We start from the raw sequence: 26,100 nt of genomic DNA, 5'->3' as shown, positions 1-26,100 counted from the left end.
ACATCGGTTTTGAGTTGGCACACGACAACTTCGCGCTCTCGGCGGGCAGCCAGCGTGTATAACTCACACACGACTGTACGATCGATCGGTGAACGTATCGGAGGGGCGGATGACAACAGTCGGGACGGACGGACGGAGCGAACGGGACTGCCGGTGTTAGTCGGCGTCGTCGGCGTTAGTTGTCGACGGTGGCGCGAGCCAACAGTTCGTCACAGGGGAGTTCCTCCTCGAGTTTCTCGATCTCCGCTGGGATTGATTGGGAGATGATCATCGTGTCGTAGGTCTTGTCCGCTGTGACTGCCCCTCCGACGCTCAGCGATCCGACCATCCGCCCGGCGTTGTCACTCCCAAGAAAGACGATGCTCGTGTCGTTGTCGCGTGCGAACCGTCGGATTCGGCCTGCGATCGTTCCGAACGGCGCGTGACTACCCACGAAGATCGGTTCGAAGCGAGCATCGGGTACGATGGCATGCACCGACTGCCGGAGTGTCTCAACGATCACATCGGTGTCGTACGTCTCATTAGACCCGATCCACCCGTGATCCCGGGCGTATGTCCTGTTCCCTTTGGGAATCACCGTCACTGCGGTCACACCTTCTTCGAGGATGCAGTCGAATTGGTTCGCGCGGACGAGCGCTGCGTCCGAGAGCGTCGATCCGTCGTAAGGAACTACCAATCCCATATGTGCAAGAAAACTTCAGGGTGGTATCTATCTTTCGTAATCTGTGCAATACTCTCGGTCGAATACGGAGTGGAAGCTGGCCTCGATACTCACACTGTCAGATTCCCAAAGGGGGAAATCGACCACACCAGCGGAATTCGGGGTGACCCGCTGAAGCGGTCGGTCAAGAGGGTGGGAACACTTGGGCGGTCACAGGGTACCGCCGGCGATCAGTCGCTCGTCATTGCGTCCGTGCTCGCGGCGCAGTTGTTGGGGCCGAGTTCGAGGGTGAACGCCTCCTCGTCGTCGGCGTCCTGCTGGCCGAGGTTGGTCGCGATGATATCCACGTAGTTCGCGGGACGCGGCGGCATGTCGGCGAGGACGGTTTCGACGAACTCCTCCTTGTCGTAACTGAGCGCGTCCATCCGCGCTTTTAGATCACTGATTGGCGCGGTGTAGGTCCCGTCGTCGGCCGGGACGGCGGCGTCGCTGAAGTGGGCGCCGCCGATGAGCGTCTCCTCAGGCAGCGTCAGCACGCGCTCCTGGAGCGTGTCGTACAGCTGTTCTGCGGCGGCTGGGGCTCCGTCGTCGCCCTCCTCGAGATCGGGACGAGCAACGCTCTCGATGAACAGCCCGTCGCCGGTGGTGAGCAGGCTGCCGCCGAGCAGGTAGGAGGTCATCCCGCTGGTGTGACCGGGGGTGTAGATCGTCTCGACGGTCGCGTCGCCGACGTCGAACTCGTCGCCGTCGGCCGCCGTGGTCATCTCGTCGGCGTACGTGACGCCGCGCGGGACGGCGTTCTCGGGGATGACGCCCTCGACGCCCTCCGCGGCGAGTTCGCGGAGGCCGCTGATGTGGTCGGCGTGGATGTGCGTGTCGAACGCGTACGTCAGATCTGCGCCCAGTTCCTCGGCGTCCTCGAGGTACCGGTCGGTGAACGCGCGCAGCGGGTCGACGATGGCCGCCTCGTCGCCGTCGACGAGGAGGTAGCCCAGACAGCCCGACGAGGGCCGCTGGTACTGGTAGACGGAGCCGGGTCCGTCGTACTCCGTGACCTCCTCGCGTTCGTAGATACGCGCCCAGCCGTTCATCCCCTCCTCGAGGTGGTTCACGTCGTAGCCGCGCTGCTTCAGGGCGCCGGCGACGTATTCGCTGGCCCCGCCCTTCGCACACAGGACGGTTACCTCCCGATCGTCGGGGATCCGATCGAGAACGTCGTCGTCGATGTCGTCTTCCAAGAACTCGAAGTACGGGATGTTAATCGAGTCGACGTTCTCGCCGTCGATCTTCCACTCCTCGTAGTCGGAGGTCATCCGCGAATCAAGCAGCGTGACCTCTTCGCCGGCATCGATGCGGCTCTTGAGATCCTCTGGTGCGATCGATTCGACCTCGACCTCCGGCTCGGGAAATTCGTCTGCCATCACGAGACTCAATGGGAGTCGGAATAATAAATATTGCGCAATACAACCAAGACCATTTGCCGAGGGTGCCGTGTGAGATAGCCGTGCTCACGTCGAAAATTCTCTTTGAGGGCGCTTTAGAGGGTGTTATCGGCCTGGGGACTGCTGACCGCAGGCTAAGTACTATTGAATAGTAAGTAAAACACTGCAACCGATAGAATCTGTCTTGTAAATAGTGCACAATACCTTTTGGCAGTGCAACGTCGTTACCGGCCTGATATCGAGATGTTGGCGTCGACGAACGCCCGGGGCCGTCGGACGGTTTGGTACGACTCTCGAATACCGGGATCGGACCACAACTGTGTTGCTCGCGGAGTCCGGCTCTCGAGTGTGACCCGACAGATATCCGGGCCCGATCGGACCTCTCCATCGAGACGCGCCGTCCTCACCGGGCTCTCTGCGGCTGCGGCAACCGCCACCGCCGGCTGTCTCGGCGGCGGTGGCGGCAGTAGCGGCGGGAGCGATGAGGTACCCGCCGACGCTGTCGAATCGCTGCCCACGCCAGTTCACGGCGACGAGGACGCGCCGGTGACGGTCGCGGTGTTCGAGGATTTCGCGTGCCCGCACTGTCGGACGTTCGCCGTCGACGTCCAGCCGAGAATCGTCGACGAGTACGTCGGTTCCGGCGACGTACGATTCGAGCATCACGACTTCCCGATCCCGGTGGACGACCGCTGGTCGTGGGAGGCTCCCGGCGCCGCGCGAGCGGTACAGAACACGGTCGGGGACGAGGCGTTCTTCACGTTCACCGGGCGACTGTTCGAGGAAGGATGGTCGGACGGGTCGCCGACGTACTCCGAGTCGCTCCTGCGCGATCTCGCGAGTGCCGTCGACGCGGACCCCGACACCGTAGTGGCCGACGCGAGCGGCAATCGATACCGCCCGGTGTTGGAGGCCGACCGCGAATCGGGCCTCGACCGGGGAGTAGAGGCTACCCCCAGCGTGTTCGTCGACGGAACTCTCCTCGACAGACCCGACTACTCGACGATATCGTCGGCAATCGAAGAGGGACTGTAGTCAGGCGAATCGGCCGTCTGTCGTCGAAAACGCGCAAGTTGAACGGCGGTCGAAGCCCAGTCGAGCCTCCAAGATTCGGTAGCGACAGTACCGGTTGGTCTCGGTGGCTCGGACCACCCGTCGGGTTCCCTTCGAGAAGCGAGCCCAGCTATGAGGACCCACCAGTCGCCAGCAGCCACAGATAGGCGGTGATCGCTATCACCTCCGAGGACACCGTCGCGAAGTCCAGCGGCTGGAACAGGTGCTGGTCGGAGAATAGGATCGCCACGTTCCCCAACTCGGGGTGCCCGTACCCGTCGACGCCGGGGATCGCACCGCCGTGGCCGCCGAGGTGCCACCAGATGTATCCGCCGATCCACACCGTCATCATGACCGCGGCGAACGCGAACACCCCACGTTCCGGGAAGTACTCCGGGACCATGTACAGTCCAAGCAGTGCGAGCGTCACCGCGATGCCGGAGGCGACGAAGAGATACGGCCGCGGGTCGGCGAGGGTTCCCGTTTCGAAGTACACGAGCGCGCGTGGCAGTCCCCACGTGAAGTGGAGTCCGACGGCCACGAGTCCGAACTGCACGCCGATGATGCGAACGAGTCGCCTCGCGATCGACTCCTGTCGGTCGGGCAACTCCTCGGCGGTTCCATCAGATCTGGTCGAGGGTCGTGTCTCACTCATCGATGTCGTAGTAGTGGTCGCGCGTTCGCGTGTGCGTCGTGCTCGTTGCGCGGGCGGACGCTGCGTAGATCAGTCACCCGACAGCCTCCCAGTTTCGGTATAATACTACGCCGAACGCGAGGATGAAGCCGCCGACGCCGACCTGTCGGCCGACCGTCCCGAAGTCCCCGTTGAGGCCGGCGACAACTCCTCGGACGGCCATCACCAGCGTGACGAGCGCGACGAGCGCCAGCACAGCGTGGCGCGTTTCCATACGTCCACTATTGGTCCCGATGCCCAAAAGGATCTGTTGGCGCACGCCAATCGACGATCAGCGTCCGTGCGACCAATCAGTCGTCAGCGTCCGTCTGGCCGGACCGCGTCGTACCCGGCGAACGCGATCAGTGCACCGGCAGCGGCGGCGAAGGCGAGCTCACGCTGCGGGAGCGTGATCCCGGCCGGCCTGGCGAGCGCAACCAGGCCGGCTGCCGCGAGGCCGTACACGCCCCCGGCGGCCCCGACATGTTGAGCGCGATTGGTCGCCTCAAGGAGGCCGGTCTCACCCAGCATCCCGGCCACACTCCACCCGAACATCGTGAGTCCGATGGCGGCCAGGAGCGGGAGTCCGAGCGCAATGCCGACCTCGGCGCCGGCGAAGCCGAACGCGACGAACACGTGATACAGCCCCGACGTGGCCGGATGGTCGTCGGAGAATCGATCGTCGGCCGTCTCGGGTGTCGCACCTGACATCAGTCGTCGTCACCCGTTGATCGGTCGCGCGTCGGGCCCTCGGTCTCGGCCGTTGGCTGGCCGTCGTTGGAGACGGCCTCACCGTCCGCGTCGCCGCCGTCGGTGAGTGCTGTCTCACGTTGCCGTTCGAACCACGCCCATTCCTCCGTGAACACGTCGTCGGCCTTGAGATCCCAGGGGTCGCCGCTCTCGACGCGTTTCCCCTCGAACCACGACTGCACGACGTTCCAGAGGAAGATCAACTGCCCGACAGTGATGAACAGTGCGCCGACCGATGCGATCTGGTGGAGGTCGGTGAACTGTGTGAGATAGCTCGCGTACCGGCGGGGCATGCCGCCGTACCCGAGGAGGATCATCGCGAAGAACGTGATGTTTGTCCCGATGAGTGTCAGCCAGAAATGCGCTCTCCCGAGACGGCGCTGGTACCACCGACCCGTGAACAGCGGGAACCAGTAGTAGATACCCGCAAACACGGCGAACACCATCCCGCCCATCAGGAAGTAGTGGAAGTGGCCGACGACGTAGTAGGTATCGTGGAGTACGAGGTCGACGGGGATCGAAGCGAGGAACACGCCCGTCACACCGCCGATGATGAAGTTCGAGAGGAAGCCGATACTGAACAGCATCGGCACCGTGAGACGGAGCGTTCCGCCCCACATCGTCGTAATCCAGTTGAACGTCTTCACGGCGGACGGGATCGCGATCGCGAGCGTGACTGCCATGAATGACCCGCGCAGGCGCGGGTCGATGCCCGTCGTGAACATGTGGTGAGCCCACACGCCGAACGAGAGCACGCCGATCGCTAGCGTGGAGTAGACGACGAACTTGAATCCGAACAGCTTGCGCCCAGAGAACCTGGGAATGAGCAGACTGATGATCCCCATCGCCGGGAGGATCAGGATGTATACTTCGGGGTGGCCCCAGAACCAGAACAGGTGTTGCCAGAGGATCGGGCCGCCTCCGTCAACGGCGTAGAACGTCGTCCCGAAGTTCCGATCGAGTAGGAGGAGGATCATCGCAGAGCCCAGCAGTGGGAACGCGAACAGGATCTGTCCAGACTGCACTAGAATGGTCCACGAGAAGATATCGAGATTTGCCCAAGTTACCTCCTCGGCGCGTTCGGTAAAGATGGTGACGATGAAATTGATCGCGCCCATCGTCGCGCCGATTCCGGTCAGATGCAGCCCCAGCAGCATCAGGTCGACCCCGACATTCCCCTGATTACCGGCACCAATCCCGGCGGACAGCGGCGGGTACATCGTCCATGCCGTCTGGGCAGGGATCAGTCCCTCGATCGGGAGGAAGCCGGCAAACACGAACACCGTTCCGAACGGAAGGAGCCAGAATGCGATGGCGTTGATGCGTGGGAACGCCATGTCGTCGGCGCCGATGATCAGTGGGATGAGGTAGTTTCCGAACGCAGCAAGGATCGGCGTCCCGAACAGCAGTAACATCGCAATACCGTGGGTCGTCAGCAGCGAGTTGTAGAACGTGGCCGCGAAGAGATCTGACTCCGGCGTAATCAACTCAGCACGCATCAAGACCGCGGCTCCGCCGGCCCATGCGAACATGCTGACGGCGTAGACGCCGTACATGAGCCCGATGTCCTTGTGGTCGACCGTGGTAAGCCACCGGATCACACCGGACGGTTTCTCGCGACCGTATCGATCGCCGGTAGCGGCGCCGTCGGCCGCCGTCGATGCAACCCGCCAGTTCTCCAGCCGAGAGACCCAGAAGGCGACTCCAAACAGAAGCGCCCCCATGAGGATAGTCAACGCAGTTGTGGCCCAACGTCCATAGGTTCGCTCAATGGAGGACCCAGTATGGATGATCGTTTGTCCTGCGACAATGTGAGGTGTGGCTTCAGCGTGGGGGGATTGACCAAGGAACTGACCGCAGCCCTATCAACTGACAATCACGTCGGTACGGTAGTTGTCCTACGCCAAACGGGTGGTTAACGATCCGTAGTGTGTTGTTCGTATTGAGCGACCCGAACTATGACGTTCGTGCAGAAAGCACCGTAACGGCAACTCCCAGACATATCAATAATGATCGACCCCATAATCGCAAGCAGGCTCCAATTCGCCCTGACAACGATCGTCCACATCATCTTTCCGGTGATGAGTATGGGCCTTGCGCCCTTCCTCATCTACTTCACGTGGAAAGACGTTCGAGGCGGCGATCCCGTGTACGAACAGTTGCGTCGCTTCTGGACAAAGATATTCGCGGTCTCGTTTGTCGTCGGAACGGTTACGGGGATCGTGCTGGAGTTTGAGTTCGGGACGAATTTCGCGGCGTTCTCGACGGCCGCGGGCGAGTTGTTCGGTGGTCCGCTCGCCGTCGAGGGCATGATGGCGTTCATGCTTGAGGCGACGTTCCTCGGGATCTTCGTGTTCGGGCGCGAGCGGGTGTCGGACCGGCTGTACATGATCTCCAGCGTGGCGGTCGGTCTCGGGACGTGGTTGTCGGCCGTTTGGATCCTCATCGCGAACTCGTGGATGCAAACCCCACGGGGCTACGAAGTCGCCACCGAGAACGGCCAGACGATCGTCCACTTGGTCGACCCGATAGCGGCGTATCTAAACCCGCGATTTGGGTTCATGTTCGTCCACATGCAGAACGCGGCAGTCGAGTCGGTCGCGCTGTTCATGGCGGGCGTCGCAGCCTACTACGTTTACCGCCACCACGTGTGGGGCTACCCCGTCGAACATATCGCGTTCTGGCAGAAGACGCTCAAGATCGCGCTCGTCGCACTGTTGATCACCGCGCCGCTGCAGGTGTTACAAGGCGATCTGTACGCCCGTCACGTGTACGAGACGCAGCCGCAGAAGTTCGCTGCGATGGAGGCCGTCTGGGATACCGAGGCGTACGTCCCCGAGTACATCTTCGCGATACCGACGGACCTGAGTCAGCTAACCGACCCGCGAGCGAAGGAACTGTTCGGTATCGGGATTCCCGGCGGCGCGTCCTGGCTCGCTAGCGGGGGAGACCCGACCGCGGAGATACGGGGGCTGAACTCCTTCGACTCGGAAGCGCCGCCCGTCGCTATCGTGTTCTGGTCCTTCCGAGCCATGGTCGGGATGGGCTTTTGGTTCATCCTGCTGGCGTTCTGGGGCGGCTACCGGTGGTTCACGGGTGGGTTATTCGAAGACGGGCTCCTGCACAAGGCGTTGATGGGCTCGAGTCTGCTCGGGATCGTCGCGGTCGAACTCGGCTGGATCGTCACCGAAGTTGGCCGCCAGCCGTGGGTGATCCAGGGGGTACTCAAGACGAGTGAGGGCGTTTCGCCTGGACTAACTGGGACCGAGGCGGCGATCACGCTCGCCGGCTTCGTCGGCGTCTACACCACGCTACTCGCGTTGTACACGTACGTTGTTGCCCGGATCATCCGGAATGGCCCGCCCGGCAGCGATGAAATCGAGTCGATGCCGGATCCGACGCCCGACCAGGAGACTCCTGCGGGGGTATCCAGCGATGACTAGCGTCGAGACGCTCGCGGCGGGGCCGCTGTTCGGTTTGCCGCTGCCGGAGCTGTGGTTCGCGCTGGTGTTCGCTATGCTGGGGACGTTTCTGTTTCTCGATGGGTTCGACTTCGGCGCGGGCGCGATATTCGCGACGCTCGACGACGACGAAGCGCGCGAAACGGTCCTCTCTGCTATCGGCCCGTTCTGGGACGGAAACGAGGTGTGGCTCGTGGTCTTCGGGGGTGCGTTGTTCGCCGCATTTCCGTCGGTGTATGCCAACCTGTTCAGCCGCCACTACCTCCTCATGTTTGGGATCCTCGGCGCGCTCATCCTCCGTGGGCTCGCTCCGGAGATGTACGAACAGCGCCACGACGAACGGTGGCAGCGCTGGTGGGGCCGATCGTTCGTTGCCGGGAGCGTCCTCGCGCCATTTCTCCTCGGCGCATTCGCGGGCAACTGGCTCGCCGGAAGCCCTCGGTCATTCACGCTCGTTGGCGTCGTCGTCGGGGTTACCGTGACGGCACTGACAGTCGTCTCCGGAGCCGCGTTCCTACGGTTGAAGGCTCAAAGCGCGCTTCCGGAATCCGTGCGGCGGATCGGTACCGGCGCAGTCGCGGCGTATCTGCTCTCGGTAATACTGACGCTCGGGGTCCTCGCAGTTCGGCTCCCCGCCGGCGTCGACGCGCTGTTGACGGCACCGGTGATCGGACTCGTCGTCGCTTCGATCGTGCTCGCGGGCGGCTACGTGGTCACGCTCCGACGCGGGTCGAACCTCGCTGCGCTCGCTGCAGCTGCGGGTCTAACGTACGGGCTCATTGCGGTCGTCGCGGTGGTCATGTACCCGAGCGTCGACCCCGCCGCGAACCTCACCGTCGCCGACGCGATCGTCTCGACGCTGCCGCTGAATCTCATGTCGATCGGCGCGGCGCTTTTGTTGCCGCTCGTGGCGACGTACTTTGTCGTGCTGTACTCGGCGTTCAGCGGGCCGATATCGGCAGAGGAGGCGTACTAATATGAGTGATAAATCCAGGACTGGGACAGTTGAGCGTGTCTCGCCAGTTGGGACGCTGCTGCTGTCGCGCGTGCTAATCACGTGGGCAGAGCTGCTCGTTGTCGGGTTCGTGGGCGCCGCGCTGGGCGGCGCCGCCTCCGGACCGCCCCAGTTGATCGTCTACCTCGCGACGATACTGGGGTCAGTTGCGGTGGTCATGTACAACGTCGACCGACTCGTGGCCGCACGGATCCGAGGTGGAACGTGACCGAGGCAGCTCGCAGTGGTTGCTCAGCCTCTGAAACACAGTTGATGAACCAGTACAGGCGCGGGGTTCGAAGCGGAACCGAACTGAAGTCCATCGAACGGAGCGCAGATAGCCGTCAGTCCGTCCGACGTGAGGTGGAGCCGAACGGGCCGATCTCATGGCGCTTGGCAACGATGCCGAACAATAGCAACGCGCTCGGGATGAACAATAACGCACCCAGCGCGGTGACGACGTCGTCGTGGGAGAACCCGAAGACGACGCCGCCGACGCCGGCGACGAGCGCGACGAATGCGGGGACCAGTAGGTGGCTCCGGAGCGCACCAACTACCCCGGTGGTTGGGTTTGGAACTTCCATACGAGACACGGTACGTCTCTGGAACCCATATCGGGAGTGTTGTCGAGAGCCAACCGGCTCACGCACCGAGACACGATCAATGAACTCCACCAGATCGCCGCTGTCACAGCCGTGGCAGACGACGCTGGTCGGCACCCACAAACTCACCTGCTGATGTACGACTTCACGTTCGAAATAACGTATGACGCCGGAGCCGATGAGTACGTCGACCTGTTCATGGATCGCGATTCGCTGCGGTCTGAGGCGATATACTCGTGTCTCGACCCTTCGGAACTATGGACGCTGGAATCGGTAACGGGAGACCCTGCTGACCTCGCGGCCGTCGACGACCTGCTGTTGGACGAGTCCGTCGAGCGCGAGTCGATCAGCGGTCGGGAGTGTAATTCGACCCGAACGACGAGCCTCCTCACTGAGGAACAGCGGCGGCGGGTCACGTACACCTACGTTTCTGAGGTAGACTACTGCGAAGCTGTCCCGTTGATAGCCGCGAAATACATCGACGGTGGTGTCCTCTTCGAGCAGACCCGGACCGGCGATACGGTGCGGTGGCGCGTGCTTGTGCAAGACGACTCGAAGATCGGTCTCCTGTATGACACGCTGTCCGCAAAACTCGGGGAAGGGCTGTCGTTCTCGTTTAAGCATCTGATCGAGGTCACTAACTGGGAAAGCGGGCTGCTCTCCCGAGCGGACATCCGCGCGGAGCAGCGCGAGATCCTGAAGGTATCTGTCGACCGCGGCTACTTCGAAACGCCCCGTGAGGTGACGCTCGACGAACTCGCCGAGGAACTTGAACTACCCCGTTCGACCGTGTCGTATCGGCTCCGACGAGCGACCGCGGAGCTGGCGAAACGATTCGCAAACCAGCAACTATGACCGCCGAGAACCCACCAGACGACGCCAATCGAACGCGAACCGACGCATCGGCAGAGACACAGTATCCAGTAGACGTACTGGTCAGCCCTGATTGGGTTGACGCCCGACTGGGCCAGTTCGCCGCCGCCGACTCCGACATGCGGCTGCTTGAAGTCGACGTTAACACGGCGTTTTACGAGACCGGGCACGCGCCGGGCGCCGTGGACGTCGATTGGCGGACCGACCTTCGATCGGCCGATTCCCACGATATCCTTGGACCTCGTGAAATGGAGTCGTTCCTCGGATCGTGTGGGATCACCGCGGACACGACCGTCGTGGTCTACGGCGACAATTCGAACTGGTTTGCGACGCACTTCTACTGGCAGCTCACCTACTACGGTCACCCCGACGTCCGGATTATGGATGGCGGCCGTGAGTACTGGACTGACTACGACTACCCAATCACGACCGAACAGGTTTCCCCTCCGACTGTGGAGTACGGAGGCACGCTCGATCCCCCAGCCAGGCCTGCGGTGCGAGCATATCGCGAGGACGTACGCGAGGCGCTCAACACTCATCCAGAGACGGTGTTTATCGACGTCCGCCTCCCGGAGGAGTTCCGCGGCGACATCACGAAGCCGCCGGGGATTGATGAGGGTGCACTGCGCGGCGGCCACATCCCGGGGGCGACGAACGTCTTCTGGGCGGAGAACGTCCGCCCGGACGGCAGGTTCAAATCGCCGGACGATCTCCGAGCGGTGTACGAGTCACGCGGGATCGATCCCGACGACACCGTGATCGTCTACTGCCGGATCGGTGAGCGCTCGTCGGTCACCTGGTTCGTGCTCGAAGAGTTGCTCGGGTACGAACACGTACGCAACTACGACGGGTCCTGGACTGAATGGGGTAATTTGATCGGGGTTCCGATCGAAGTCGGAGAGTGAACTGACGTGAGGTACCGCCTGGATCTGACGACTACGAATCGAAGCAGACTCACACCACCGCCGAGAACCACGCAGTGGCGATATGTTCAGGTGTGAAATGCTCACATCAACAGGCCGTCGATGAGCAGCACTGAGTAGTTAGTGATCTGGGTGAGCCACTGGTGTTCTATGTTCATACGGTGGGCCCCAACACTACACGTACACCGTTAGTCGGTTCCCAATCCTCCTCGGACAACCGCTCGGCGCTCGGGACGGGATCTGCCCGCGGAGTTCGTCTCGTCACGGAGCACTTCCGGGACCCCGGCGCCCGGCGGTGGTTCGTCGGTGTCGATCAGCCACGGTTCGCTACGGTCCGAAACCGGATGGTGCTGTGTCCACCGTTTTGAACACCGTCGACCCAAATCGTCGAAGCGGTGTTATCGCCAGACAGCGAGGCAAGCGATACCCAGCGATATTGCTGTCCAGCCGGCAAGTCCGAAAAGACTCACAGCCGGTGACGCCGCCGGAATCGGTGGCGGCGACGCCAAGGCCGGCGCGACCGCGAGTTCGATCACGAGCCCGCGGAACGCGCTAGCCGGGCTCACTCCGAGTAACGCCTCGAGACCGCCACCGACGACGCCGCCGGAGAGGAGCCCGACGATCGCGAGATCGAGGCCGACGGCGACAGCTACGACGAGGGCGACACCGACCGCGAGCGCCTCTCTGGTGGTCCGCGCGGCCGCGGAGGCGGCAGTGATCACCGCCGAGACGGTCAGCGCGTACAACATCGCGAGGGCGACGAAGCGAACGAATACAATCGGTGAGTCGCCCGCTGAGTGGGTTGCGAGGAACGAGGCAGCGCTGGGCGAGGCGAACGATGCGAGCGCGCCAGCAACCGCCAGTGACGCCGAAACAACTGCAAGCACCCCGAACGTCCGGCCAAGATAGACGCCGACGACGTACTCCACCCGCGAAATGGGATACGTCCGTATCACGTCGAGCTCTGACCGCTCTGCGTCCCCTCGGATCGAGCGGTACACGATTCCGAACGACAACACCGGCACAAGGACTTCGACCACAGTCAGCAAGTCCAACGTGAGCGAAACGTACCCGCCAGGCGCGCCGACTGCCCCACCAGCGACGGCGATCACGATCAACGCGAACGCGGCTGCGACCGCGAGTAACGACCGCGTTCGGACGAGCGTTCGAAGCTCGCGGTCGAAAACCGCTGCCGTCCGCGAGCGGCGACTCATCGCTTCGACACCTCTGACTCCGCCGTGTCAGTCGGTGGCGAACCGTCAGTTGTCGCCGCCTTCGCCGGTGGGACGACCCGATCGTGATCACGACTCGTCGCCAATCCGGAGAATACGTCGCGCAGCGTTTCCGCGCCCATCTCCGATCGGAGCTCCGCCGGCGATCCGTCGAGCGTTATCTCGCCGTCGGCGAGTACCATGACGCGATCGGCGACCCGCTCGACGCCTGCAAGATCGTGACTCGCGACGACGAGTGCTCGGTCCTCGTCTACGACGTCGCGGGCTGTCGCGAAGATGTGATCGGCCATCTCGGGGTCGAGTCCGCTTGTGGGTTCGTCCAGTACGACAAGCGGCGGATCCCCTACGAGCGCTTGGGCGATCCCGAGCAGACGCGTCATCCCGCCGGAGAGCGCCCCGACGCGGCGGTCAGTCGCCGATGCGAGCCCGACCCGACCCAACGCGGCTTCGGGGTCGACCGAGGTCCCGGCCAGCGACGCGTAGAATTGGAGTGTTTCCGCCGCAGTGAATCCCGGTCGGAACGACGGCGACTGCGGGAGGTACGCAACGTCGCGACGGTCCTCGGTCCCCTCGGACAGCCGACGAGATTGCGGAGTCGGTCGAGAGACGGTCCCCGAATTTGGTTGTCGAATGCTAGTAAGCAGTTCGAGAAACGTCGTTTTACCGGAGCCGTTTGGACCGACAAGCGCGACAAGTTCGCCAGACTCGATCGACACCGAGCAGTCGTCAACGATGGTCACGTCACCAAAGCTCATGTGCACGTCGGACAGCGAGACGACTGAGTCGGTCACGTCGGCACCTCCGTGGCACTACCGGACGCGTTGGCGCTGGTCTCGTTGGGAGCGTCACTCTCGTTTGTGCGTACTGTCGTGAGCACGTCCGGTCGAACCGGCGCGGTCAGCGGCGCCGTGTCAACGACACCCGTTGCCCGGAGCCCGGGAACAGAACTCGCAAGCCCCCGCGTTAGCGCGACCGCGGGTGACCGGGCGAGCGTCCACGCGCCGGGCGTTGAGTGGAGGCGACTGTCAATCGCCCCCGACGGGCGGTACGGCCGTTCTACGGTCCCGTCGCCGTCGCGGTCCGCGCCGGGGAGCCGACCCCAGTAGTTGCCCTCACCGTCGACGGTCCACACGCGCAACGCGCCCAGATACGAGTCGACGGGATATTCATTGTCGACCACGTCATTGTGCGTCACGAGATTCGTCGGTAGCAGTGACGACCCACGTAGGCCGTATGTGTTGTTCACGATCGTGTTTCGAGTGTACAGCGAGCCGGTTCCCGATACAGTCATCCCCCACTTGTTGTCGGTCAGGACGTTCTCCGCGTAGTATGAGTCTGCCCCGACAGTGCTGATGCCGGTGCGCGTGGCAGACACGCGGTTTCCGACGACGAGATTTCCGGTGGGACGCGTCATGACGATCACGCCCACGGATTCGTTGTGAATCTCATTGTTCGCAACGAGCGTCCGCGATGTGTACATCAAATGGACGCCGAACCGGGCATCGGCCATCTCGTTGTTCCGTATTACAGTCTCGTGTGCACGGTGGGTGTAGACGGCGTCCCGACCGCCGTGGAAGCTGCTGTTCTCAACGACAACCGGCGCGTACATCGCAACGACGCCCATAAACCCGTTTTCGGGGGCGGCTGCGCCACGGAGCGTGATGTTCTGTACGACAGCTCCATCCGCGGCTCTGGAGATAATTCCACTCGCTGGCGTGTCGATCACGATATTCTCCACGAGCGCGCCGTCGGCACCGTCCAGCCGAATTGCGGCGTCTCCGCGGCCGTACGCGAGTTCGACGGATTCCGACCAATCGCTGGAAGTGTTGGCGGACCGTTCTGGACTGCCGACCGAGCCGACGCCCGAGATCCGGAGATCGGTCACGGCCGCGTGACTCGCGTTCATGTGGAGGACCGATCCGTTACCGTCGCCGCGGATGTGTGTTGCGACGCCGGCACCTCTGATCGTGACCGACTTGTTCACGATGACCTCATCGACTGCGTACTCACCCGGCGGCAGCAACACTGTGGTGTTCGGCGGCGCAGCCTCCACCGCCGCCTGTAGCGTCGGCACGTCCTCGCCCACCGTCACGGTAACTGGGCGCTCACGGAGCGGCCGTGTCGCCTCGACCGCACGATCCGCCCACTGCATGCGCTCGTCGACAGTCGCTTCGTAGCGCTCGCGGGTGATCGGGTTGGAGGCCTCAACCGCTTCGTCGACGCCATCCCAGGGGATCACCTCGCCGCCGTAGCGTTCGGTGAACTCGCTGGCGGCCTCACGATCGGAGAACGGCATGGCAAGAGACCCCGTCGCGGTTCGTGCCTCGCTCCCGATTACGACGTACGCATCACTGGCGCGCACGAACGACGGGTCCGTGTTCGTGTCTACGACGGGATAGCCGCGTTCGGTGAGCGAGACGTTCGTTCCCGCGTAATCGGTTACGAACACCGCCAGCGGCTGCCCGAACTGCCGGTCGTGGCCGGTTCGGCGGTGCTCAGCGAGATACGATTCGACCCCGTAGTACCCGATCACGTACTCGTACTCCGCGTAGAACACTTCTACCTTCGGTAACGCTACTCCCTCCGCGTCGGCGGCCCTGAGCGTGGTGCTGGTCATTCCGAGAGATACGGTGTCCTCGAACGGCACCGGACCAACCGAATCGCCGACGCCGACAGGGACGGCGAAAGAACTGCCCAACACCAGTGCCGACAGCGCGACGGCGATCACAGCTGCTCGTGCGTACATCGACGGGTCTCTACTTCCCAAGTTGACCGATCAGAGTTTTCGTCACCTCGTCAGCAGTAACCAACTCGCCACCGTATTCCGATCGGAACGCCTCCGCGTCTGCTTGCTCGGAGAATCCGATGAGATCGGCTCCCATAGTCCCGACGACAGCCGAATCGGCCACGAACGTGACCGAGTCGGCGGATACGAACGTCGACGCCTCGACGTGCCGGGAGATGAGCTGCTGGTCACCGTCAGTTCGGATTTCATAGTCGACCGCCGAGTAGTCGGTGACGTAAAATGACGTACGAGTCCAGCCTTCGCGCTCGTAGTCGAACTGGAACGCCTCCCACGTACTGTCGAAGCGTGCCGGGTTCGCATGTCCGTTCGGTTCCTGGTCCTCGTAGAACGCCTCGCTACTCGGACCCGGATGCTTCGATATGACCATTCCACACACGTCGCACGTCGCGTCCTCCGAGAGTGTCACTGCGTCGGGAGCGGAATCGGCGCCACCGCCCCCTGTCCCCGCACAGCCAGCAATCGAGACGACTCCGGCTGCAACCGCGCCCGAGAGGACGGTTCGGCGGGAGACGCTCCCGTCGGAAAGAGATTCGTGGGTTCGTTCCTCACCCAAGTTATCTCCGTCGCCCGCCGAGTTGCGTGAGACCATACCTGCACCTTGGTACCGGTCAATGAAAGCGCGACGGTTGGCGTACGACAACTTTCCCGCTGAGCAGTGTGCATCTCGCACTTCTAACTCGGCACGGACAGGCTCCATTTTGAACGGAGAAGGTGTCACGAGAAAAACTGGGCCAGTGATCATGATTGGCTCGGTCTCGGTAACCAACGGTCCGTGTCTGACTGGTAGGAGACGCCTATTTCGACCAATAACGGCCGCTCCCGATGAGCACTCCGCAGAGACTCAGTTTTCTCTCAACTCTCAGATCCGAAAAATACGGTCAACTGTTTTATACGTGTGCCCGTGTGTGGCTGGTAGTATATGCCTAGAACCGCGCACGGACAAACGATCGCCTGGGGAGCGGCGGGCGTTCCCCTCGTGATCGCGCTCGTGCAAACACTGTTGGCGCTGTTCGGCTACACGTCGAGCTCTGCGGGACTCACGCCCATCGCCGAGCCGGTGTTGTCTATCCCGGTGCTGTTCGAGGCGGCGGTGGTTTTCAAGAACAGTTCGGCGGTCGTAATGGGGTTGTTCCTGCTTATCGCGCTTGCGTGGGCCGCGCAGGGAGCAGCGATGCTGGTCGTCGAACACAGAGAGGCTGCCTACGGGGCAGCCACGCTCTCGTCGGTGTTGTTCTTCGCGCTGTTTTTCGGCGTGTACGCACCGCTGACTTCGGCTGATATCCCGCTCGTCCAGCTCGGTGCGTTCTACGCTGTTCCGGTGTGCGCGGCCGCGCTACAGTTGGTCGCTGTCGGGACGTACCCGTGGAATGAGGTAGTACTCGAGGAGACCGGCGACGACCTCGGACGGCTGGAGGCTGACCTCGCGAATCGCCGGTCCGCGTTCAACACCGATTTCGACACGCGATTCGAGGGGCTCGAAACGCTCTCGAACGTCGCTCCCGGCGGCGTTCGCGACGTTCGAGAGGGAGCCGATGAGTTCCGCGCTCGCCTGGACGGGATTGACGAAGACATCGCCGAGATCCGGTCGATGTCCGACGGCGAGGCGGCCCAGGCAGCCCGTGCCGGCGTCGAGTCGGAGATCGACGGCGTCGATCCGGACGCCCGAATCGAAGAGCTCACCGAGCGCCTCCGGCAGGCGCTCGCCAGCGGTATCCGAACTGAATACGGTGAGTTCATCGTCAGCTCCGAATACGGCGACCGCTACCGAACAGTCAACCTCCCGACGAAGCACCGCGAGGTGTCGATCCCAGGCGGTGCGGACGCAGTCCACCTCGATCACGTCGACGAGGAACTCGAGTCGCTGACGCGGACAGCCAACTCGTTTGGCGCCGTCGCCGCGGCGGTCGAGGCGGTCGACGCGCACCGGCAGCGTGTCCGAGCGCACGTCCGCGAGCGGGAGGCGCCAGTCGTCGAAGCGATTTCGACGACCGAGGCCCGCCTCGACACGCTCGACGAACAGATCGGAGCGATGGATGTTCCCTTCCGAGATCGGATCGACGAGGTGTTGCTCGCCGGACGCGACCCCGATCTCGTCGGCGCACGCGACGTCCGATCGAAACTCGATAGCGCGCGCGAATCCCTGCACGACTGCCAGTTCGAAGACGCGCTGTCGACCGCCGAGGACGCCGCCACGCAGGCGGCGACGCTCGTCACGACGGCCGAGTTGGTGTCGACACTGGAGGCGACGATCGACGCTCGTCACGCCACCGTTTCGATCCCAACGGAGATACCCGACGGATACCTCGAGGCGATCCTTCCCGCCATCAGGGCCGGGTACGACGGCGTCGACGCGACTATCGACGCTGCCGGCGGTCGAATCACGTTCACGTACGACGCGGTCGCAGGCGAGTCGGAATCATCAACCGAAGTAGACGCTGTGAACGACCTCGATTCGGGCGACACCGGCGATCGCGACGGTCCATCGAACGAGCCCGACACTGTCGGGACCGGTTCGGGGCGAGAGTCGGTTCGCGTCGCCTCGCCGGAGGAGGTCGTCGACGGCGTGTTGTACGCGTTCCGCGAGTTCGAGCGTGCCGCCGACGGCGACGACCGGATCGTCCAGTTCCGGCTCGAAGACCTCCCGGAGGCGGTCGCGACGCCGGACGTGCTCGTCAACGTCGAGCGATTCGCCGGGCGGCAGTCCGATCTGTTCGAGGCCGTCGACTTACAGAGCCCCGAACCGCCCGGGTTCATCGAGTTCACGCCCGCGGACGGGGCGTCGATCGAGCGATCCATGTCGACGGCGCACCGGCGCTTCCGCGAAAAGTACACGTAACCGTATCCACTGAGTATACAAAATGACCGAATCTTGCGAGATATGTTACACCGAACCGGCGGACTGGGAGACAGATACCATCGAAGAACACCTGCTGCACGCTCACGGTGACGCGCAGCCATCGGTCCGAGCCATCTACGGTGACCGGTTCGCGGGCCTGTTCGAGGACGGCGCGGACGCGGTCGCCGACGCCGACGGCCCCGATCCCTCGGGCGGTGACGCTCCGGGTGACCCGGGCGGCGCCGATGACCTCGGCCCGGTATCGATGGACGACGACGGCGAGATGTACGGTCGCAAGTGGTTCCTGATCGGGATCGGCGGCGCGGGGAACAACATCGTCGACGCCGTGTTGATGCGCCGCGACACGCTCGCGCGCAACCACGAGGACCGCGCCCGAATCTGGCAGGGCGGGCTCGCGGGCTACGGCCTGCTCAACACCAACATCGCAGAGTTGGAACAGACTTACTACACGAAGGAGCTGAAAGAGTACTCCCGAAACGACCTGCTGTCGAACTCGATCATCGGGTTCGGCAAACACGGGTACAGCGGGATGGGATACCGATGGAGCAACGGCGCGAAGGTTGCCGAGGCCGATTTCGCCGACGGAAGCAACCCCTTCCGCGACCGCTGGGACATGACGAGTCAGGACATCCGCGACGCGCAAGCGGTGATGCTCGTCCACAGCGTCACGAAAGGAACCGGGTGCGGCGCGACGCCGGTCATCGCCGAGAAGCTCCGAGAGGAGGTCCAAGAGTCGGGCCTCGTCATCGACCAGGCGATTCTCAGCTCGGTCGTCATCCCGTCGGAAGGGGGTCAACAGTCCGCCGTCGGCGGCCGCGCGAAGACGAACGGCGTGATCGGCCTGTCGCGCATCTCGCGGTCGGCCGACGCGATCATCCCGTTCAACAACGACCACCTCCGCCAAGCGAGCACCGACATCCACCCGCGGATCGAGGGAATCGACCGGTACAACCCGCCCGAGTTCTCGGACCTCAATAAGCCGCTCGTGGCGTTTCTCGAAGCGTTTACCATGTCCTCGACGCCGCAGCTCACTGACCGCGATGCGACGATGAGCATCCGCGGGAGCGTCTTCGACGTGGCCGACAGCTTCCGGTTGGTCGAAGACAAGTACCCGCACGACATGGCGCCCGAGGAACGCCCGGCGGTCGTGCTCGCGCCCGCGCTGGGACGCCTCCGTTCGGACGACATCTCGGAGTCCAGCCTCGAACTGCTCGCGCGTAACACGCTGTTGCAAAACCGGCTCGCGGACTTCGATCCCTCGACGGCGTGGGGCGGCAACTTCATGATCTACGGGCCGGAGGAGCAGATGTCGGACATCTCCGAGTACGTCACCGACGGGACGCTCCAGGAAATCCTCAACGGCGAGGAGTTCCTCGACGCCGGCACTCGTTCGGGCGTCGAAACCGTGGACGTGCAGGTGAACCAGCTCGTCATCCCGTACCTCGACGACGTGTTCATGTGGGGGACGCTGTGGAACCCCCGAATGCCGTCGCTGGAGTCAATGTACGAGCACGCCAAGCGCCTGAAGGACGAGGGCCAGAGCGTGCAGGCGGAGGACATCCGCGACGTGTGGAACGAGGTGCAGCCGCTGTTCGACTGCCTCGGCCGGTCCAACATGCTGTGACCCATGTCGGGACCACCTATTGCGGCCGTGTTCATGGGCCTGTTCGGCGGCTCCGACGACCCGGATATCGAGGCGATCGCCGATCGTCTCGGCTCCCGCCCGACCGAGGGCGACGTAAAACGGACGCTCGACGAACTCGCGGAGTCGATGGACCGCTTGGCGGCGGCCGCCGATATCGCCGGCCCTGACGGCCGCGTCGAGAACGACGCCCCGCCCGCCGCAAAGGCGCGGGAGCTTGCGACGCTGGTCGATCGAGGGCAGCTCAGCATCGATCGCACCGCCTCGGAGAGTCACGCCGCGGGCGGATCCGAGGACGACGGCGTCGTCGCCTCCGTCGCAGAGGACGTGTCGCGATCGAAGCGACCGACGGGGCATCGATCCGCGGCGCTGCTCGATGCGCTCGCGACGCCGTCGGCCACGGGAGAAGGGGCGCTCCGAGAGGCGATAGCGGCCGCCGTTGAGCGCCTTGAGGCGACCGACGATATCGACCGCGCGCTCGAACCCGGTGACCCGGATCGGACTGCCGGTCGACTGACTGGCGTCGACGACGACCTCGCCGCCGACGTGGCCCGTCTGGCGGAAGCCGCGGGCGACCGGGGCGACGAGACGGCGGCGACGGAGATCGAGGATGCGCGTGTCGCCGTCGACCGCGCGCTCGAGCGCACCGATTCCCCCACCCCTGAACGGGATGCGACGCTGGTCGATCGGATCGAGCACCTCGCGGAGGCCGCCGCGGACTCCGACTCCGATTCCGCCGCTGACGCGCCGGGTGCGGAGGCGGCGCGTCGCGTCCGCGGTACCAATCGTGCCGAGTGCGAGCCGGCGCGGGATCTGCTCGACGGCGTCGCCAGCGACGACACCGAGCAGGTCGCCGACGCGCTCCGTGCGGGCGTCGATGCGCTCAACGAGGCCGCAACGGTGCGTAACCTCACCGTCGACGTCGACCCCGCCGACGTGTCGGCCCGGGTCCAGTCACTCGGGGAGACAGTGTCCGGAATCGACGGCCCCGTCGCAGACGCGCTCGACAACCGCGCCGACCGGCTCGACGCCATGCTGGAGCGCGCGGACGAAAGCAACACGGTGGTCCCGTACGCGATCCGTGAGGAGGTCGCCTTCTACGAACGCGATCTGGTCCCGGTGCTCGAATCGGGAACGGCCGATAGCACCGCAGAGACGGACGGACCGACCGCTGATAGTGCACCCGAGGGGACGGTGGCCGACGACGCTAGTGCAGCTGTCGACGCGTTGGAAGAACGCAGACAAGAGATCAGAACGCGGTACGTCGACTCGCGGACCGACCACAACCACAGCATCCCGATGTTTTTCGTGTCGCTGACGGAGTCGTTAGAAGAGCGCGCACGCGAGTCACTCATGGCTGGCGAGCGGGCACGTGCTGAGGGGATCGCCACGGCGACCGACGACCTGCTCGACCATGTCGAGGCGCTGTACGAACGGAACGAGTACAGCGTGATGCTCAGACAACTCCGCGGGTGATCACGACTCCAGTTATCGCAATGTGTACAGGTGACGGTAGAGTTATGTCGACGTTACCAAAAGTCAGACACAGGTAGACAATGCCATATCTCTTTGTCGGCGCTGGTCAGGCCGGGTGTTCGCTGGTGGATTCGGTGTTCAGTCATCAGCGGGTCGCCCAGCTGGCCACGCCAATCGCGTTCAATTCGACGATACGGGACCTCCAAAACCTCTCGAATATCGAACGGGAGGCGTGGTATGGTGTCTCAGAGGGGAGCGGACTCGTGCCCGGCACGACGGCTGGGTTCGAAGAAGAGGTGACCGGCGGATTCGGCCGGGACCCGGAGAAGGCTGACGCCGCACTCGCCGGCCAGCAGCCGCAGCTGGTCGACGCCTACGAAGAGCGGTTCGGCGACGGCTCACCGCCGTTCGCGTTCCTGTTCCTCGGGTTGGGTGGGGGCACCGGCTGCGGGATCGCACCGCATCTCGCGGAGGCGATCCGCGAGTACGGCGGGTCCTCGACTGACATCATCGCCGTCGCGGTGCTGCCGAACACCGCGGGCCAAGTGACGGGCGATGACGGGCCCAGTGCCACGCGACAGGCGACCAACGCGATCTACGGGCTCGACCGTCTCGAGGAGCACGTCGACGGCGTGATCCTCATCGATAACCAGCGGCTCGCGTACGAGGACGCCGCAGAGGGGCGGTTCAACGAGTACAACGACTACGCGGCCTCGGCCATCGTCGACCTCATCTCCGGGCCGATCCTCGAGCGGATCAACCCCGGCGAGTACGACGATCTCGACGCACCTGTCATCGACCTGCAGGACGTGGTCACGTCACTCACGCTCGACGACGGTGATGTCGGCTACGCGACGCTCGGCCGATCGGTCACGATGACGCGCTCGCTCCCCGGCTATCTCCTTCCGTTCATCGGGCGCAAATCGGTCGACGGGGCGACGCTCTCTCGACTGGCCGTCTCGAAGCGTAGCGTCGAGGACGTGAGTCCAGCGGACGCGGTCAAAGCGATCGGGCAGGTTCGAGCGCCGGCGCCGTACCTGGTCGACGATGACTACCGGATCCAGGTGTCGGTGATCCGGGGACTGCTCGATTCGTACTGCCCAGAGGTCAACATCGGGATGACGCTAACGAAGCGGAACCTCGCGTCGTTCACGACGCTGTTGACGTTCGCTCGTGAGGACATCTCTCGGCTGTCGGAGATCGAAGACCTCGCAGCCGAGCACGCGGCGGGGGTGACGCCGTGAAGGGAGTCGACAGTACGCGCGGCGTCGCACTGCTTCTCGCGGTCGGACTGATCCTGCTTGGCGGCGTGTTCGCGGCGCCTGGCCTCGCCCAAGAGTCCGCCGATGACACTCCGACGATCGCAACGCTCACCGACGAGATCACAAGTCAGCACGAGGAGACGAACGCCGCGGTATCCATGGCGTCGCTTCCCCTCTCGCCGGCGCTTCTCGGCGGCGGCCTCGGCGTCGGGGTCGGCGCCATCGGCGGTGCGGTGTTCGCGTACCGGAACCGGGGGATGCGCTGAGATGACCCGCACGCGAACTGGCGTCGCGCTCACGGTAGCGCTCCTCGCGGTCGCGCTCGCAGTCGGACCTGCCGGCGCCGCGGCGGCCGCGAGCCCGAACGCACCGTGTGCGGGCGTTGATGACAACCGGCTCGTAGCCTACTACGACACTGACGACCGCGTCGGAGACGCGACGGTGTACCCGGAGACGACGCTGACGCTGTACGTCTGTTCCAGCGGCGAGCCCGAGCCGTACGACGTGGCCTGGGGCTTCGACGCGGGCGCAGTACAGGGTATCGACGTTCAGACGGAGCGTGAGGAGAGCGTCGTCGTCCGCGCCACTGCCGACGCAGACTCGGTCGCACTCGCGGATGCGGTCACGCAGAAGGCAGACCTTGGCGGACCGACGATCGGTATCCAGCAGGGGTACGCGACCACTACAACTGTTGACGGCGAGCCAGTTACCCTCCAGTTCGGCTCTCAGTCGGATTTGGAGGCGTACCGGAATGCGAACGAGACCTTCGAGACTCGGCGCTCGGCCATGAGAAACGCCTCGGCAGCGCTCGCAGCGGCGGCCGAAGACGACAACGCGCTCGAGACCGACCCGGCCGACCGACTGGCGACCATCGAGGAAGCCAACCTAACGACCGCCGGCCAGCAGCTCGAACGGGCGACGTTCGCTGCCGCCGAGTCGGGCGATGCCGAGGACGCGCGGACGGTGATCGACGGCGTCAGAACATCGCGCTCGGCCACCCGCGAGACGACTCGCGAGAACCTGCAGGCGTATCTCGTCGCGCTCGAACAGCGCGGGGAACGCGCGGCAAACACCGTCCGGCTTGTCCTCGTCGGCTCGCTGGTCGGCGGACTTGTCGTCGGCGGGGGCCTGGGATACTTCCTCGCCCGACGGACGTTAGAGAAAATCGAGATCGACCGCGGTGTCTCGACGGCAACCCAGTACAGCCCGAAGCAGATCGCGGTTCCGCTGGCCGTCGGCGCGGTGGCGCTGCTCACGGCGGCGGCCGGCGCGGTCCTCGGCGGCGGTGACCTCCTGGCGGTGATTCTATGAAGCGACAGTACAAGGCAGCACTCGGAATCGGTGGTATCGTTCTCGCGACCGCACTCGTGGGTCTGGTTTCGTTCCTCTATTTCGGCTCACAGATCGGGGTGTACGTCATCGGCGTCGGCGCGCCTCTGGCGGTCGTCGCGTCTATCGGACTGTACGTCCGCGGGGTGCTCACGCGCGACAACACGAGCCAAGGCGATTTCGTACAGGAAGCCGCCCGCGCGGCCGCCGAGGCGTTTCGAACCGAGTTGACGACGTACAACGGGCTCACGGCTACCCATGACCGATGGGAACCCGGGGAACTCGAAACGCGGGCACGCCAGATCGCCGACGATTTCGCGGACGCCGGCGTCGCGGTCGACGTCTCGGCGGCGACGATCTCGGTCGATTCGCCCGGCCGGGTCCAGGAGTTCGACAAGCTCCAAGCGGACGTGAGCGCGTTTGCCGACGACCGCGACGAATCGTTCGCGGAGTTCGGACGGTCGCAGATCGAACACGCCCGGCAGGGGGCGCGCTCGGTGAACGAGTCCGTCCTCGACGGTACCGGGGTGCCGATCTCGATGACGTCGGACAACGTGCCCGCCGGCGCGACTCCCGAGGAGACGGAGCGGGCCGTCTCGACGGCACGCGAGGAAGCCGCGGGAGTGTTCGAGGACGCAGTCGACCGCATCGAAGCGACCGTCGACGAGTACGACGGCGACGCCGCGCGGATCGAGTCGCACCTCGACACCGCACGCGAGTGTATCGAGGACGCCGACTGGGACGGGGCGAGCGCCGCGATCGCAGACGCCCAGGGTGACGCCGAATCTGAGGTGAGTGCGGCATTCACCGCCGATCGCGAGAGCATCGACAAGCTCCTGTCGACGATCGACTCCGTCGACGTCGACCGCTACGCGGCCGACGAGGACCTCCGGACGGTTGAAGAGGCGCGCGAGACGCTCGCGGGCATCGACTCGGCGCTCGCCAGCGACGAACTGGACGCGGTCGGTGAGGATGTCCGTCGCGCGGCCACGAGCGTCGTCGCGACGCTGGAAACGGAGCTCGAAACCGACGTCGAGGTGATCCGCGAGGCGAACGTGCCGGTCGGCTTCTACACGGCGCCGCCGGCAGTCGCAACCGACTTCGAGGCGCGACTACGGGAGACGGAGGACCTCGACGCGTTCCGCGAGGAGTGGCTCGCGGCCGCGGGTGAGCTGACGGAAGCGGTCGAGGCTGCAGAGACGAAAGCGTCGGTGGCCGACTCGTACGATATGGTCGAAGACCGGATCGACGAGGGGATCCGAACGGACGGCCGCGTGACCGGCGACGACCTCCCGGTCCGCGATCCGACCCCGTTCCTCGAACTATACGCCGAAGGGGAGTCGGAGGTCGAGTTCGATCCGTCGGTGCCAGCCGTCGTCGTCGACGGCGGCGGTGAGTCGTTCGACGTAACTGTCACTGCGCAGTTGGCGACCTCGACCGGGGACGAACACGAACTGGTGATCGAGCTATCGGGCGACGGCGTCGATGAACGCGAGACGGCGAGCACGTACGTGGCCACGGAATCGACGTTCGAGGATGTCCCCTACGGAGAGTACACGGTGTCGGGGAGTACCCCGACCGAGGAGTTCGCCGACCAAGCGGAAACGATCCAAGTGGCCGACGACGAGTCCGTCGAACTCGTGCTCGAAGAAGTCGGGCTCCGTGAACGCGTCTGCGGCGGGAACGCCGAGGACGTGCGGAGCCAACTCCCGACGGTGGCGCCGAAGTTGGAGACCGGATTCGCCGCCGACGAGTACCTCACGCCGGAGTCGGACATCCCGGTTGCCGACGAGTACGTCCCCTGTCTGCTCGTGCTATGGGCCGAGGAGGAGGGCCACGAGGCGGCGCTTGACGACGGGCGCGTCCTCGTGTACGACCACGACCAGTTCCGGTCCCGCCTAGACACGATCACGACCCACAACCTGAGTGACGGCGATACGATGACATACGACGAAATGCGGCGGAAGTTCCTCTCGGTACCGGCTTCAGATGACCTCATCCGCACGACGTTGCGCGAACTCGACGTGGATGTCGACGCCGACGAGACCGGGGTGAGCGCCTGAT

At 64.2% G+C, this 26,100-nt stretch carries 24 protein-coding genes; 13 read left to right on the top strand and 11 right to left on the bottom strand.

Translation table 11 applies throughout. From position 1 onward, the window contains the following. Window positions 1-175 precede the first annotated feature (175 nt). Together P0Y41_RS17000 and P0Y41_RS16995 are read right to left on the bottom strand one after the other, a co-directional pair. Window positions 176-682: a universal stress protein gene (locus P0Y41_RS17000; RefSeq protein ID WP_284063624.1), complete on the bottom strand. Its 507-nt coding sequence runs from the start codon at window positions 680-682 to the stop codon at window positions 176-178. A gap of 209 nt (window positions 683-891) precedes the next feature. Continuing rightward, window positions 892-2,085 (bottom strand): MBL fold metallo-hydrolase, encoded by a 1,194-nt coding sequence (locus P0Y41_RS16995; RefSeq protein WP_284063623.1) that lies wholly within the window; start codon window positions 2,083-2,085, stop codon window positions 892-894. Window positions 2,086-2,451: 366 nt separating this feature from the next. On the opposite strand from P0Y41_RS16995, the gene P0Y41_RS16990 reads away from it, so the two are divergent. Beyond that, on the top strand, window positions 2,452-3,138 hold the full coding sequence (locus tag P0Y41_RS16990) for a DsbA family protein (protein WP_284063622.1): 687 nt from the start codon (window positions 2,452-2,454) through the stop codon (window positions 3,136-3,138). 148 nt (window positions 3,139-3,286) lie between these two features. Here P0Y41_RS16990 and P0Y41_RS16985 read toward each other — a convergent pair whose 3' ends face one another. From P0Y41_RS16985 to P0Y41_RS16970, 4 genes are all read right to left on the bottom strand, one after another. After that, entirely contained in the window at window positions 3,287-3,811 is a 525-nt protein-coding gene (locus tag P0Y41_RS16985) for a hypothetical protein (RefSeq protein WP_284063621.1), read from the bottom strand. 73 nt (window positions 3,812-3,884) lie between these two features. Beyond that, on the bottom strand, window positions 3,885-4,064 hold the full coding sequence (locus P0Y41_RS16980) for a DUF8073 family membrane protein (protein ID WP_284063620.1): 180 nt from the start codon (window positions 4,062-4,064) through the stop codon (window positions 3,885-3,887). Between the two features lie 83 nt (window positions 4,065-4,147). Further along, window positions 4,148-4,540, bottom strand: coding sequence for a DUF7541 family protein (locus P0Y41_RS16975; RefSeq protein ID WP_284063619.1), 393 nt, complete (start codon window positions 4,538-4,540; stop codon window positions 4,148-4,150). Beyond that, the gene (locus tag P0Y41_RS16970; RefSeq protein ID WP_284063618.1) at window positions 4,540-6,303 is read right to left on the bottom strand and encodes a cbb3-type cytochrome c oxidase subunit I; all 1,764 of its coding nucleotides are present in this window, start codon (window positions 6,301-6,303) and stop codon (window positions 4,540-4,542) included. The genes P0Y41_RS16975 and P0Y41_RS16970 overlap by 1 nt, the downstream gene beginning before the upstream one ends. Before the next feature lie 285 nt (window positions 6,304-6,588). On the opposite strand from P0Y41_RS16970, the gene P0Y41_RS16965 reads away from it, so the two are divergent. Genes P0Y41_RS16965 through P0Y41_RS16955 form a run of 3 tightly spaced genes read left to right on the top strand, consistent with a single transcriptional unit; the run spans window position 6,589 to window position 9,263 of the window. Further along, entirely contained in the window at window positions 6,589-8,022 is a 1,434-nt protein-coding gene (locus P0Y41_RS16965; RefSeq protein ID WP_284063617.1) for a cytochrome ubiquinol oxidase subunit I, read from the top strand. Beyond that, on the top strand, window positions 8,015-9,016 hold the full coding sequence (gene cydB, locus P0Y41_RS16960; protein WP_284063616.1) for a cytochrome d ubiquinol oxidase subunit II: 1,002 nt from the start codon (window positions 8,015-8,017) through the stop codon (window positions 9,014-9,016). Before P0Y41_RS16965 ends, cydB begins: the two co-directional genes overlap by 8 nt. Before the next feature lies 1 nt (window position 9,017). After that, entirely contained in the window at window positions 9,018-9,263 is a 246-nt protein-coding gene (locus P0Y41_RS16955) for a hypothetical protein (protein WP_284063615.1), read from the top strand. A 115-nt stretch (window positions 9,264-9,378) separates the two neighbouring features. On the opposite strand, the gene P0Y41_RS16950 is transcribed toward P0Y41_RS16955, so the two are convergent. After that, window positions 9,379-9,618, bottom strand: coding sequence for a hypothetical protein (locus P0Y41_RS16950; RefSeq protein ID WP_284063614.1), 240 nt, complete (start codon window positions 9,616-9,618; stop codon window positions 9,379-9,381). Between the two features lie 153 nt (window positions 9,619-9,771). On the opposite strand from P0Y41_RS16950, the gene P0Y41_RS16945 reads away from it, so the two are divergent. Continuing rightward, window positions 9,772-10,491 (top strand): helix-turn-helix domain-containing protein, encoded by a 720-nt coding sequence (locus P0Y41_RS16945; protein ID WP_321170870.1) that lies wholly within the window; start codon window positions 9,772-9,774, stop codon window positions 10,489-10,491. Continuing rightward, window positions 10,488-11,414 (top strand): sulfurtransferase, encoded by a 927-nt coding sequence (locus tag P0Y41_RS16940; protein ID WP_284063612.1) that lies wholly within the window; start codon window positions 10,488-10,490, stop codon window positions 11,412-11,414. The genes P0Y41_RS16945 and P0Y41_RS16940 overlap by 4 nt, the downstream gene beginning before the upstream one ends. A gap of 416 nt (window positions 11,415-11,830) precedes the next feature. Here P0Y41_RS16940 and P0Y41_RS16935 read toward each other — a convergent pair whose 3' ends face one another. The 4 genes from P0Y41_RS16935 to P0Y41_RS16920 are packed head-to-tail and all read right to left on the bottom strand — an operon-like array spanning window position 11,831 to window position 16,059. Next, window positions 11,831-12,646 carry an ABC transporter permease subunit gene (locus P0Y41_RS16935; RefSeq protein ID WP_284063611.1) on the bottom strand — a complete coding sequence of 272 codons (816 nt, stop codon included), beginning with the start codon at window positions 12,644-12,646 and terminating at the stop codon, window positions 11,831-11,833. Continuing rightward, complete coding sequence (locus P0Y41_RS16930; RefSeq protein ID WP_284063610.1) at window positions 12,643-13,455, bottom strand: ABC transporter ATP-binding protein; 813 nt, start codon at window positions 13,453-13,455, stop codon at window positions 12,643-12,645. Before P0Y41_RS16930 ends, P0Y41_RS16935 begins: the two co-directional genes overlap by 4 nt. Further along, the gene (locus tag P0Y41_RS16925) at window positions 13,452-15,410 is read right to left on the bottom strand and encodes a right-handed parallel beta-helix repeat-containing protein (protein WP_284063609.1); all 1,959 of its coding nucleotides are present in this window, start codon (window positions 15,408-15,410) and stop codon (window positions 13,452-13,454) included. Before P0Y41_RS16925 ends, P0Y41_RS16930 begins: the two co-directional genes overlap by 4 nt. Window positions 15,411-15,420: 10 nt before the next feature. Next, complete coding sequence (locus tag P0Y41_RS16920) at window positions 15,421-16,059, bottom strand: nitrous oxide reductase accessory protein NosL (protein ID WP_284063608.1); 639 nt, start codon at window positions 16,057-16,059, stop codon at window positions 15,421-15,423. 330 nt (window positions 16,060-16,389) lie between these two features. On the opposite strand from P0Y41_RS16920, the gene P0Y41_RS16915 reads away from it, so the two are divergent. From P0Y41_RS16915 to P0Y41_RS16885, 7 genes are all read left to right on the top strand, one after another. Beyond that, window positions 16,390-18,306, top strand: a complete 1,917-nt coding sequence (locus tag P0Y41_RS16915; RefSeq protein WP_284063607.1) for a hypothetical protein — start codon at window positions 16,390-16,392, stop codon at window positions 18,304-18,306. A gap of 22 nt (window positions 18,307-18,328) precedes the next feature. After that, window positions 18,329-19,951 carry an FtsZ/tubulin family protein gene (locus P0Y41_RS16910; RefSeq protein ID WP_284063606.1) on the top strand — a complete coding sequence of 541 codons (1,623 nt, stop codon included), beginning with the start codon at window positions 18,329-18,331 and terminating at the stop codon, window positions 19,949-19,951. A gap of 3 nt (window positions 19,952-19,954) precedes the next feature. Further along, window positions 19,955-21,445, top strand: a complete 1,491-nt coding sequence (locus P0Y41_RS16905; protein WP_284063605.1) for a hypothetical protein — start codon at window positions 19,955-19,957, stop codon at window positions 21,443-21,445. An 80-nt stretch (window positions 21,446-21,525) separates the two neighbouring features. Next, on the top strand, window positions 21,526-22,689 hold the full coding sequence (locus P0Y41_RS16900) for an FtsZ/tubulin family protein (protein WP_345783222.1): 1,164 nt from the start codon (window positions 21,526-21,528) through the stop codon (window positions 22,687-22,689). Beyond that, on the top strand, window positions 22,686-22,973 hold the full coding sequence (locus P0Y41_RS16895; RefSeq protein WP_284063603.1) for a hypothetical protein: 288 nt from the start codon (window positions 22,686-22,688) through the stop codon (window positions 22,971-22,973). The genes P0Y41_RS16900 and P0Y41_RS16895 overlap by 4 nt, the downstream gene beginning before the upstream one ends. 1 nt (window position 22,974) lies before the next feature. Continuing rightward, on the top strand, window positions 22,975-24,018 hold the full coding sequence (locus tag P0Y41_RS16890; RefSeq protein WP_284063602.1) for a hypothetical protein: 1,044 nt from the start codon (window positions 22,975-22,977) through the stop codon (window positions 24,016-24,018). Beyond that, window positions 24,015-26,099: a hypothetical protein gene (locus tag P0Y41_RS16885; RefSeq protein ID WP_284063601.1), complete on the top strand. Its 2,085-nt coding sequence runs from the start codon at window positions 24,015-24,017 to the stop codon at window positions 26,097-26,099. Before P0Y41_RS16890 ends, P0Y41_RS16885 begins: the two co-directional genes overlap by 4 nt. The last annotated feature ends 1 nt before the right edge of the window (window position 26,100 follow it).

The sequence above is a fragment of the Halobaculum halobium genome (assembly GCF_030127145.1).
Classification (GTDB): domain Archaea; phylum Halobacteriota; class Halobacteria; order Halobacteriales; family Haloferacaceae; genus Halobaculum; species Halobaculum halobium.
Note: the sequence above shows the minus strand (reverse complement) of the source record. Positions and strands in the feature narration are given on the sequence as shown.

Bases quoted from the DNA above. Each gene is read 5' to 3' on its own strand.
- P0Y41_RS17000 (WP_284063624.1), bottom strand. From the start codon at position 682: ATGGGATTGGTAGTTCCTTACGACGGATCGACGCTCTCGGACGCAGCG.
- P0Y41_RS16985 (WP_284063621.1), bottom strand. From the start codon at position 3,811: ATGAGTGAGACACGACCCTCGACCAGATCTGATGGAACCGCCGAGGAG.
- P0Y41_RS16980 (WP_284063620.1), bottom strand. From the start codon at position 4,064: ATGGAAACGCGCCACGCTGTGCTGGCGCTCGTCGCGCTCGTCACGCTG.
- P0Y41_RS16975 (WP_284063619.1), bottom strand. From the start codon at position 4,540: ATGTCAGGTGCGACACCCGAGACGGCCGACGATCGATTCTCCGACGAC.
- P0Y41_RS16970 (WP_284063618.1), bottom strand. From the start codon at position 6,303: ATGGGGGCGCTTCTGTTTGGAGTCGCCTTCTGGGTCTCTCGGCTGGAG.
- P0Y41_RS16965 (WP_284063617.1), top strand. From the start codon at position 6,589: ATGATCGACCCCATAATCGCAAGCAGGCTCCAATTCGCCCTGACAACG.
- cydB (WP_284063616.1), top strand. From the start codon at position 8,015: ATGACTAGCGTCGAGACGCTCGCGGCGGGGCCGCTGTTCGGTTTGCCG.
- P0Y41_RS16955 (WP_284063615.1), top strand. From the start codon at position 9,018: ATGAGTGATAAATCCAGGACTGGGACAGTTGAGCGTGTCTCGCCAGTT.
- P0Y41_RS16950 (WP_284063614.1), bottom strand. From the start codon at position 9,618: ATGGAAGTTCCAAACCCAACCACCGGGGTAGTTGGTGCGCTCCGGAGC.
- P0Y41_RS16945 (WP_321170870.1), top strand. From the start codon at position 9,772: ATGTACGACTTCACGTTCGAAATAACGTATGACGCCGGAGCCGATGAG.
- P0Y41_RS16940 (WP_284063612.1), top strand. From the start codon at position 10,488: ATGACCGCCGAGAACCCACCAGACGACGCCAATCGAACGCGAACCGAC.
- P0Y41_RS16935 (WP_284063611.1), bottom strand. From the start codon at position 12,646: ATGAGTCGCCGCTCGCGGACGGCAGCGGTTTTCGACCGCGAGCTTCGA.
- P0Y41_RS16925 (WP_284063609.1), bottom strand. From the start codon at position 15,410: ATGTACGCACGAGCAGCTGTGATCGCCGTCGCGCTGTCGGCACTGGTG.
- P0Y41_RS16920 (WP_284063608.1), bottom strand. From the start codon at position 16,059: ATGGTCTCACGCAACTCGGCGGGCGACGGAGATAACTTGGGTGAGGAA.
- P0Y41_RS16915 (WP_284063607.1), top strand. From the start codon at position 16,390: ATGCCTAGAACCGCGCACGGACAAACGATCGCCTGGGGAGCGGCGGGC.
- P0Y41_RS16910 (WP_284063606.1), top strand. From the start codon at position 18,329: ATGACCGAATCTTGCGAGATATGTTACACCGAACCGGCGGACTGGGAG.
- P0Y41_RS16905 (WP_284063605.1), top strand. From the start codon at position 19,955: ATGTCGGGACCACCTATTGCGGCCGTGTTCATGGGCCTGTTCGGCGGC.
- P0Y41_RS16900 (WP_345783222.1), top strand. From the start codon at position 21,526: ATGCCATATCTCTTTGTCGGCGCTGGTCAGGCCGGGTGTTCGCTGGTG.
- P0Y41_RS16890 (WP_284063602.1), top strand. From the start codon at position 22,975: ATGACCCGCACGCGAACTGGCGTCGCGCTCACGGTAGCGCTCCTCGCG.
- P0Y41_RS16885 (WP_284063601.1), top strand. From the start codon at position 24,015: ATGAAGCGACAGTACAAGGCAGCACTCGGAATCGGTGGTATCGTTCTC.